Below are 10,426 nucleotides of genomic sequence, written 5' to 3' on the forward strand. Positions count from 1 at the left end.
CAAGAAGCGGGCGGTGCCCAGCCGACCTCGGCATGCGGCTCAGGAGGAACGAACGAGATGTCCCAACTCGTCCTGTTCGCGATCGACATCTGCGCGGTGGCGCTGCTCGTCTTCGGGTTGTACTTCCCCCGGCACCGCCGCCGCGACCTCGTCGTCGCCTACCTGGGTGTCAACGTCGGCGTCCTGGCCGTGGCCAGCGCGCTGAGCAACAGCAACACCGGTGCGGGCATCGGGCTGGGAATGGCGCTGTTCGGCGTGCTGTCGATCATCCGGTTGCGCTCGACCGAACTCGACCAGCACGAGGTGGCGTACTACTTCTCCGCCCTCGCGCTCGGCCTGCTCGGCGCGCTCAGCACCTCTTCGCTGTGGCTCAACGGCGGCCTGATGGGGTTGATCGTCCTGGTGATGTTCCTCGGCGACAACCGGCGGCTGTTCCGGCACTACCGGCACCAGGTGCTGGTGCTCGACTCGGCCATCACCGACCACCTGGCCCTGGTCGCGCACCTGGAGCAACTGCTGAACGCCCGCGTGCACTCGGTGACCGTGCAGCGGCTCGACATGGTCAACGAGACGACCACCGTCGACGTCCGGTACGCGCTGACCGAACGCGGCCTCACCGTCGCGACCGGCACGCCCGCGCACTCCGGAGCCCGCCGATGACCACCACCACCACGACGACGATCACGCCCGCCCTGTCGCGGCTGGCGCCGGTCGGGCTGGCCGAGCTGGTCGACCGGGCCGCGCTGCAGACCAGGGTGGACCGCAAGTACCTGGTGCCCGCGGCGGCGCTGCCCGGCCTGCTCGACCAGGTCGCGCCGCACGCGAAGGTGCTGGAGATCGGCGGCGAGCGCGCGTTCCGCTACGAGTCGGTGTACTTCGACACGCCGCGGCTCGTCAGCTACCACTCCGCGGCCTACCGCAGGCGTCGGCGGTTCAAGGTGCGCACCCGCACCTACGTCGACTCGGCCGAGTGCTGGCTGGAGGTCAAGATCAGCGGCGCCCGCGGCAACATCACCAAGCACCGGCTGCCCTACCACGCCGACGACTGCGGCACCGTGCGACCGGGACGGGGCTTCATCGACGAAGCGCTCGCCCGGGAGGCGATCAACCCCGCCGCGGGCGCCGACTTCGACCCGGTCCTGGTCACCGACTACCAGCGCACCACGCTGCTGCTGCCGGAGACCGCCAGCCGGGTCACCGTCGACACCGAGCTGTCCTGGCGGGACGGCGACACCGCGCTGCGGCTGTCCGGTGTGGTCGTGGTCGAGACCAAGAGCGCCGCGGCGGCCACGCCGGTCGACCGGATGCTGTGGCAGCGCGGCATCCGGCCCACCCGCATCTCCAAGTACGCCACCGGTCTGGCCGCGCTGCGCGTGGACCTGCCGGACGCGCCGTGGCGCCGGACGCTGCGCCGCCACTTCCGCGACACCGCCCCGTCGGTCAACCCGGCGCCGACCGCGTTCCACCGACCCGAACAGGAGGCATCGTGCGCTTGACCAACCGCAGCAACGGCGCCGCGGCACACCACCGAGCCAAGGGGCTCGCGATCGCCGCGGTGCTGCTCACCGGATTCCTCGTCCCGCTGTCGGCCGGCGCCCAGCCGGACGCCGGGATCGCGTCGGTCGACCTGGCCGGCAGCACCGCGGCGGCCGACGCCGTCGCCGCGGCCGCCGCGGCCGACGACCTGGTCGGCGACATCGCCTTTTCGGTGCCGGGAGGCACGTTCCAGGGCCAGGTCTCGGTGTCGCTGAGCACCGCGATCAGCGGCGCGCAGCTCCGCTACACCACCAACGGCCGGCTGCCCGACGCGCAGTCGCCGCTCTACCAGGGACCGCTGCAGTTCACCCGGACCACCCAGCTGCGGGCGCAGGCGTTCGTCAACCAGGCGGCGTCCGGCGCGCCCGGCACGGCCCTGTACGTCGCGCGGGAGGCGACCGCCACGGCGCACGACCTGCCGGTGGTCGCGATCGACTCCTACGGCGCCGGCAAGCCGCAGCGGGAGTACTTCGACGGCGCGACCATGATCTTCGAACCGCCCGCGGGCGGCACCACGTCGCTGGCCGCGACGCCGGCGGTGACCACCCGCGCCGGGTTCAAGCTGCGCGGCCAGTCCTCGGCGACGTTCGAGAAGACGCCGTACCGGCTGGAGTTCTGGGACAACGCGGGCGACGACGCCGACTACCCGGTGCTCGGCATGCCCGCCGACTCCGACTGGGTGCTGCGCGGGCCGTTCACCGACAAGGCGCTGATCCGCGAGGCGTTCATCTACGACCTCGGCCGGGAGATGGGGTTGAAGGCGCCGCGCTACAAGTTCGTCGAGTTCTACCTGAACACCGATGCCACGCCGGTCGGCGCCGCCGACTACATGGGCGTCTACATGATGGTCGAGACGATCAAGAACTCGAAGAACCGGCTCGACCTCAAGGGGTTGGACGAGGACGACACCACCCTGCCGAAGATCTCCGGCGGGTACATCTTCAAGTTCGAGTGGATGGCGGCCGAGGAGCCGACGCTGCCGTGCACCGGTCCCGCGGCCACCTGCTGGAACTACCTGGAGGTGGCCGATCCGGACCCGTTGAACACCCAGCAGCGGGACTGGTTGCGCAATCACATCCAGGAGTTCAACGACGTTCTGAGGGCCCCTGACTTCGCGGACCCGACCACGGGCTACCAGAAGTACATCGACGTGCCCTCGTTCATCGACCACATGATCATCAACGAGCTGAGCCGCGGCATGGACGCCTACCTGCGCAGCGCCCACTTCCACAAGGACCGCGACAGCAAGATCGTCGCCGGCCCGCTGTGGGACTTCGACCTCACGTTCGGCGTCGGCGGGTACTTCCAGAACGACCAGGTGGCCGGCTGGCAGCACCTGCAGACCCGGCAGCCGCAGGCGAATGACTGGCACGCGCAGCTGCTGCGCGACCCGGCGTTCGTCAACCAGGTCAAGGCGCGCTGGCAGGCGCTGCGCCGCGGCCCGCTGGCCGACTCCGCGCTGGTGTCCCGGATCGACGGTCTCTCCCGGCCGCTGACCAACGCCGCGCAGCGCAACTTCCAGCGCTGGCCGAACCTGTCGTCGCCGACGGTCGGCTTCTTCCGGACGCCGACCGCGCCCACGTGGCAGGGGCAGGTGCAGGCGATGCGGGACTGGATGCAGCGCCGCGTCGCCTGGCTGGACTCGACGGCGGGTTGGGGTGGCACGACGTCGCCGACGTCCACCACCACTACGACGACCACGACGACCACCACCACGACTCCGCAGCCCAGTGGCCGGTGCAGCGCGACGTACACCGTGACCAACCAGTGGCAGGGCGGGTTCCAGGGCGAGGTCCGCGTCACGGCGGGCACGTCGGCGATCTCCAACTGGACCGTGTCGTGGACCTACACCGGCGGTGAGACGGTCACCCAGGCGTGGAACGCGACCCTCACCAGCCAGGGCTCGACGGTCACCGCCCGCAACGCCGCGCACAACGGCTCCGTCCCGGCGGGCGCCGGCACCACGTTCGGGTTCCTCGGCACGTCCTCGGGCGCACCCGGCAAACCGGTGCTCACCTGCACCGCGAGCTGACCGCCGCGCGTGCGCCCGGCGCCTTGGCGGCGTCGGGCGCACGCGCATTCCCGGAATTCGGCGAAGCGCACCGGAAACTTTCGCAAACCGTTGACTTCGAACGGTTGCCGACTTGATGCTCTTCGGGTCGATCAGCGTCGATCACGTTTCCGAAAGGATTCGCCGATGTCAGGCAGGTTGAGAGGCGGGAGATTGTTCCCGCTGACCGCGATCACATTTCTCCTCATGGTCGTCGTGGCGTCGAACGCGCAGGCGGCGGTCACCACGAACCAGACCGGCACGAACAACGGCTACTTCTACTCGTTCTGGACCGACAGCCAGAACACCGTCTCGATGGAACTCGGGTCGGGCGGCAATTACAGCACTTCGTGGCGCAACACCGGCAACTTCGTCGCGGGCAAGGGCTGGGCCACCGGCAGCAGGCGGACGGTGAACTACTCGGGCAGCTTCAACCCGTCCGGGAACGCCTACCTGACCCTCTACGGGTGGACCCGCAACCCGCTGGTCGAGTACTACATCGTGGACAACTGGGGCACCTACCGGCCGACCGGCTCGTACAAGGGCACGGTGACCACGGACGGCGGCACCTACGACATCTACCGGACGACGCGGACCAACGCGCCGTCGATCGACGGCACCAGGACGTTCGACCAGTACTGGAGCGTCCGGCAGTCGAAGAGGACCGGCGGCGCCATCACCTCCGGGAACCACTTCGACGCGTGGGCGCGCCAGGGGATGAACCTGGGCAGCCACCACTACATGATCATGGCGACCGAGGGCTACCAGAGCAGCGGCAGCTCCAACATCACGGTCGACGGCGTCCCGGGCGGCAACCCGGGCAACCCGGGCGGGGGCGGCTGCACCGCCACCCTGTCCGCCGGGCAGAAGTGGGACGACCGGTACAACCTGAACGTGTCGGTCAGCGGCTCCAGCAACTGGACGGTGACGATGAACGTGCCGTCACCCGCGAAGGTGCTCTCCACCTGGAACACCAGCGCCGGCTACCCGAGCGCCCAGGTGCTGACCGCGCGGCCGAACGGCAGCGGCAACAACTTCGGCGTGACGATCCAGGCGAACGGCAACTGGACCTGGCCATCGGTCTCCTGCTCCGGCTGATCCCCCACCCGAACCGCACTGCGGCGCGCCGACCCCACCGCCGCGCCGCAGTGCCCTGCCACACCGACCGCCTCACCACACCGCCGCACTGCCCCGCCACCGTGTCGCACTGCCGCACCACCCCGCTAGCCAACGAGGTGCGGGTGGTGCCGACCGCTCCACCGGGCCACCGCACCGGTCTGCCCGGAGCACGTACCGTTGACGACGTGACCACCTCACCGCCCGCCGCCAGCCTGAGCGACCACTTCGCCCGGGAGTTCCCGGAACTGGCCCTGCCCTGGCAGGCGGAGCAGGCGCCGGCACCCCGCCTGCTCGCGCTGAACGAGCGGCTGGCCGCGGAGGTCGGGCTCGACGCCGCCTGGTTGCGCGGTGACGAGGGGTTGCGCCTGCTCGTCGGCAGCGAGGTGCCCGCCGGCGCGACGCCGGTGGCGCAGGCGTACGCCGGGCACCAGTTCGGCCACTACGCGCCACGCCTCGGCGACGGCCGGGCGCTGCTGCTCGGCGAGGTCGTCCACGCCGACGGCCACCTGCGCGACCTGCACCTGAAGGGCTCCGGGCGCACGCCGTTCGCCCGTGGCGGGGACGGGTTGGCGGTGGTCGGGCCGATGCTGCGCGAGTACGTCGTCAGCGAGGCGATGCACGCCCTCGGCATCCCCACCACCCGGTCCCTGGCCGTGGTCGCGACCGGCCGCCCGGTGCGCCGGGAGACGTCGCTGCCGGGCGCGGTGCTGGCCAGGGTGGCGCGCAGCCACCTGCGGGTCGGCAGCTTCCAGTACGTCCGCGCCACCGACGACCTCGATCTGCTGCGCCGGCTGGCCGACCGCGCGATCGCCCTGCACCACCCCGCCGCCGCCGACGCCGAGCACCGCTACCTGGCGCTGTTCGAGGCGGTGGTGGCCGCTCAGGCGTCGCTGGTGGCGCGGTGGATGCTCGTCGGGTTCGTCCACGGCGTGATGAACACCGACAACATGACGATCTCCGGCGAGACCATCGACTACGGGCCGTGCGCGTTCATGGACGCCTTCGACCCGGCCACCTCCTACAGCTCCATCGACCACGCGGGCCGCTACGCCTACGGCAACCAGCCGCTGGTGGCCGAGTGGAACCTGGCCCGGCTCGCGGAGGCGCTGCTGCCGCTGTTCGCCGACGACCAGGAGCAGGCGGTCGCGGCGGCGGTGGACGCGCTCGGCCGGTTCCGCCCGCGGTACGGCGACGCCTGGTCGGCGGGCATGCGGGCCAAGCTGGGCCTGCCCGGGGACTCGGACGACGGGACGTCGCCGCTGGTCGACGACCTGCTGACGCTCATGCGGGACAACCACGTCGACCACACGTCGTGCTACCGCCACCTCGCGACGGCGGCGGACGGCGACACCGAGCCCGTGCGCGGGCTGTTCCTGGACCTCGCGGGCATCGACGGCTGGCTCGCGCGGTGGCGGGCGCTGGAGCCGGACGCCGACGCGATGCGCCGCGTCAACCCGGTGTACGTCCCGCGCAACCACCTGGTGGAGGAAGCCCTCGGCGCGGCCACCGAGGGCGACCTGGGCCCGTTCGAACGCCTCCTGGACGCCGTCACCGCGCCCTACGACGAACGCCCCGGCTTCGAGCGCTACGCCGCGCCCGCCCCGGAGGACTTCGGCGCCGCTTACCAGACCTTCTGCGGCACCTGATCCCCCCTGCTCCACTTCCGACCGTCCCGAGGACACCGGGACGGTTATCAGCCGTGCCCTTGTGACGGGGTCCGACAGTACGGCCGAAGTTTCGATACTTTCGTAAGCCGCAGAAGGTAGTGCGATCGGCCCTGCACAGGGCTCTACCTGCACTCATGCGTCTCTATAGGTAAATCACCAGTCTTGACTAGCCCCTTCATCCGGCTTAGCTTCTCGAAATAGCTAACCCGCTGTATCGCAACTTTCGACCCCGCGTCCCGCGTCCGGGAAGTGCCGGTCCGGTTGCACTTCGGGACGACCCCTTGGAGGAAGTGATGTCCAGAACTGCTGTCACCGCTGCCGGCAGGACGGTGGCGCGCGTGGGACCGCGTCGAGTCGCGGCCGTGGTCGGCGCGGTCGGGCTGCTCGGCGCGCTGGCCGTCGTGCTGCCGAGCGTCGCGAGCGCCGGCACCACGTTGGGCGCTTCCGCCGCGGAGAGCGGGCGGTACTTCGGCACGGCCGTGGCCGCGAACAAGCTCGGTGACTCCACCTACGTCGGAATCCTCAACCGGGAGTTCGACATGGTCACCGCCGAGAACGAGATGAAGATGGACGCCACCGAGCCCAACCAGGGCCAGTTCAGCTACGGCAACGCCGACCGCATCGTCAACCACGCCCGCAACCAGGGCAAACGCGTCCGCGGCCACGCCCTGGCCTGGCACTCCCAGCAACCGGGCTGGATGCAGAACATGTCCGGCACCGCCCTGCGCAACGCCATGCTCAACCACGTCACCCAGGTCGCCACCTACTACCGCGGCAAGATCCACTCCTGGGACGTCGTCAACGAGGCCTTCGCCGACGGCAGCAGCGGCGGACGCCGCGACTCCAACCTGCAACGCACCGGCAACGACTGGATCGAAGCCGCCTTCCGCGCCGCCCGCGCCGCCGACCCCGGCGCCAAGCTCTGCTACAACGACTACAACACCGACAACTGGTCACACGCCAAGACCCAGGGCGTCTACCGCATGGTCCAGGACTTCAAGTCCCGCGGCGTGCCCATCGACTGCGTCGGCTTCCAGGCCCACTTCAACAGCGGCAACCCCGTCCCCTCCAACTACCACACCACCCTGCAGAACTTCGCCGCCCTCGGCGTCGACGTCCAGATCACCGAACTCGACATCGAAGGCTCCGGCGCCACCCAGGCCCAGCAGTACCAGGGCGTCGTCCAAGCCTGCCTCTCCGTCGCCCGCTGCACCGGCATCACCGTCTGGGGCATCCGCGACAGCGACTCCTGGCGCGCCTCCGGCACCCCCCTGCTCTTCGACGGCTCCGGCAACAAGAAGGCCGCGTACACGTCCGTCCTCAACGCCCTCAACGCGGGCGGCAACCCGGGGCCGACCACCACCACGACCACCCCGCCGCCGAACAACAACTGCGCCAACGGTTACGTGGCCCTGACCTACGACGACGGCCCGAAGGCGAACAGCACCACCCAGCTGCTCAACGCGCTGCGGTCGGCGGGCCTGCGGGCCACGTTCTTCAACCAGGGCAACGCGGTCCAGGCCAACCAGGCCCTCGCGCGCAGCCAGCGCGACGCCGGGATGTGGGTGGAGAACCACAGCTGGTCGCACCCGCACATGACGCAGCTGAGCCAGGCCCAGATGACGTCGGAGATCTCGCAGACGCAGCAGATCATCCAGTCGGCGGTCGGCGTCGCGCCGAAGCTGTTCCGGCCGCCGTACGGCGAGACCAACAGCACGCTCAAGGCGGTCGAGGCGCAGTTCGGCCTGACCGAGGTGCTGTGGAGCGTCGACTCGCAGGACTGGAACGGCGCCAGTACCGCCGCGATCGTGCAGGCCGCGTCGACGTTGCAGAACGGCGGCGTGATCCTGATGCACGACGGCTACCAGACGACGATCAACGCCGTGCCGCAGATCGCCGCCAACCTGGCGAGCCGCGGCCTGTGCGCCGGCATGATCTCGCCGTCGACCGGTCGGGCCGTCGCGCCGTCGGACAACCCCGGCCCGACGACGACCACGACGACCACCACGACCGACCCGCAGCAGCCGGGCGGCTCGTGCACGGCGACGTACCGGACCAGCCAGCAGTGGGGTGACCGCTTCAACGGCGAGGTCACCGTCCGGGCGGGCTCGTCGGCGATCAGCAGCTGGACCGCGACCGTGACCGTGCGCTCGCCGCAGAAGGTCTCGAGCACCTGGAACGGCACGCCGAGCTGGGACTCCAGCGGCAACGTGATGACCATGAGGCCTAACGGCAACGGCAACCTCGCCGCGGGCGCCAGCACCACGTTCGGCTTCACCGTGATGGCCAACGGCCAGTGGGCGGCTCCGACCGTCACCTGTCGGACGCCGTGACATCGTGACGACCTGACGTTCTGACGTCCTGACGTCCTGACGCGACAACCGGCCGCTGTGCCCCTCACCGCCCGGTGGGGGGCACAGCGGTTTTCCGGACCACCAGTACGTTAACTGCCCAGAGCCGCGCGCAATCCGGCCCCTGGCAGCCCTTTCCCTGGATCGTTCCCCCTCCCTTCAGGACAGTGGACCTGCAATCCGCCATTCCGTCCTAGGGAGTCCCACGTTGTCCAGTGCAGCCGAAACGCGGTCCGGTCAGCCGGTCGCCGGGGGCGCGCGCAGCGGGCTGGTCCTGCTGCTGCTGTGCGCCGCGCAGTTCATGATCGTCCTCGACTTCTCCATCACCAACGTCGCCCTGCCGACGATCCAGACCGATCTCGGCTTCTCCGTCAACGACCTGCAGTGGGTGGTCAGCGCCTACGCCCTGACCTTCGGCGGGTGCCTGCTGCTCGGCGGCCGGGTCGCCGACCTGCACGGCCAGCGGCGGTTGTTCATCACCGGGTTGCTGGTGTTCGGCATCGCCTCGCTGTTCGCCGGTTTCGCCCAGGACGCCGTGCAGCTGGTCGTGTTGCGCGGTGTCCAGGGTCTTGCGGCGGCGTTCGTGGCGCCGGCGGCCCTGGCGCTGCTGACCACCTCGTTCCCCGAGGGCCCGGCGCGCAACCGGGCGCTGGGCGTGTGGGGCGCGGTGCTGTCGCTGGGGTTCGTCTGCGGCGTCATCGCCGGCGGCGTGCTGACCGACCTGCTGAACTGGCGCTGGGTGTTCTTCATCAACGTGCCCATCGGCGTGCTCACCGGTGTGGCCGCGGTGCTGTTCATCGCCGAGACGCCCAAGCCCGCCAACCGCACCAAGCTCGACATGCCCGGCGCGGTCACCGTCACGGTGGCGCTGATCAGCCTCGTCTACGGGCTGTCGGTGGCGCACACCCACGGCTGGCTCGGCGCGACCACGCTGACCGCGTTCGCGTTGACCGCCGTGCTGCTGGTGGCGTTCGTCCTCATCGAGAACCGGGCCCCGCACCCGCTGGTGCCGATGAGCATCTTCCGGCTGCGGGCGCTGGTCGTGGCCAACGTGACGAACCTGGCGCTGATCGGCGCGTTCGTCGGCTCGACCTACATCGTCACGCTGTACCTCCAGGTCATCGAGCGGTACACGCCGCTGCGCACCGGGCTCACGTTCTCCGTGCTGGGCCTGACCGCCATGCTCGCGGGCGTCACCGCCGGGAGGATCTCGGCGAAGCTGGGCTCGAAGGCGACGATGGTGCTGGGCGTCGCCGCGCAGGCGGTGGGGTCGCTGGTGATGGCCGCGCTGCCCTCCGGCGCGGCGGGGCTGACCGCGGTGCTCGTCGGCACGGCCCTGGTCGGGTTCGGCAACATCACCGCCGTCGTGATGATCATCATCTCGGCGACGGCGGGCGTGCCGGACGACCGGCAGGGCCTGGCGGGCGGTCTGTTCAACACCTCCCAGCAGCTCGGCTCCGCGCTCGGCGTCGCGCTGTTCGCCGCCCTCGCGGTCGGCCGGACCGCCGGTGAGCTGCCCGCGGGCGCGTCCGTGGCCGAGGCGCCCGCTGCGGCGTTGCTGTCGGGCTACCGGTTCTCGCTGCTGCTGTGCGGTCTGCTGGCCGTCGCGGCGGGCATCTTCGCCGCCCTCGCCGACCGCCGCCGGGTGAACTGATCCGAACACGCGAAAAGGCTCGTAGGACCCGACCGTCCTACGAGCCTTT

At 70.5% G+C, this 10,426-nt stretch carries 6 protein-coding genes and 2 pseudogenes; all 8 read left to right on the forward strand.

Features of this window, described 5'->3' with window-relative positions:
- Positions 1 to 57: 57 nt before the first annotated feature.
- Positions 58 to 660, forward strand: a complete 603-nt coding sequence (locus tag AB0F89_RS34390) for a DUF4956 domain-containing protein (RefSeq protein ID WP_367130179.1) — start codon at positions 58 to 60, stop codon at positions 658 to 660.
- Positions 657 to 1,496 (forward strand): polyphosphate polymerase domain-containing protein, encoded by an 840-nt coding sequence (locus AB0F89_RS34395; protein ID WP_367130181.1) that lies wholly within the window; start codon positions 657 to 659, stop codon positions 1,494 to 1,496. The genes AB0F89_RS34390 and AB0F89_RS34395 overlap by 4 nt, the downstream gene beginning before the upstream one ends.
- A complete protein-coding gene (locus AB0F89_RS34400; RefSeq protein WP_367130183.1) occupies positions 1,487 to 3,568 on the forward strand; it encodes a CotH kinase family protein in 2,082 nt (693 codons plus the stop codon). The genes AB0F89_RS34395 and AB0F89_RS34400 overlap by 10 nt, the downstream gene beginning before the upstream one ends.
- Before the next feature lie 225 nt (positions 3,569 to 3,793).
- Positions 3,794 to 4,381, forward strand: a pseudogene (locus tag AB0F89_RS34405) (glycoside hydrolase family 11 protein); the annotation flags it as partial.
- A 509-nt stretch (positions 4,382 to 4,890) separates the two neighbouring features.
- Complete coding sequence (locus tag AB0F89_RS34410; protein ID WP_367130185.1) at positions 4,891 to 6,351, forward strand: YdiU family protein; 1,461 nt, start codon at positions 4,891 to 4,893, stop codon at positions 6,349 to 6,351.
- 314 nt (positions 6,352 to 6,665) lie between these two features.
- A pseudogene (locus AB0F89_RS34415) lies at positions 6,666 to 8,114 on the forward strand (endo-1,4-beta-xylanase); the annotation flags it as partial.
- A gap of 189 nt (positions 8,115 to 8,303) precedes the next feature.
- Positions 8,304 to 8,705, forward strand: coding sequence for a cellulose binding domain-containing protein (locus tag AB0F89_RS34420; protein ID WP_367139127.1), 402 nt, complete (start codon positions 8,304 to 8,306; stop codon positions 8,703 to 8,705).
- 226 nt (positions 8,706 to 8,931) lie between these two features.
- The gene (locus AB0F89_RS34425) at positions 8,932 to 10,377 is read left to right on the forward strand and encodes an MFS transporter (protein ID WP_367130187.1); all 1,446 of its coding nucleotides are present in this window, start codon (positions 8,932 to 8,934) and stop codon (positions 10,375 to 10,377) included.
- Positions 10,378 to 10,426 lie beyond the last annotated feature (49 nt).

The sequence above is a fragment of the Saccharothrix sp. HUAS TT1 genome, assembly GCF_040744945.1.
Taxonomy (GTDB): Bacteria; Actinomycetota; Actinomycetes; order Mycobacteriales; family Pseudonocardiaceae; genus Actinosynnema.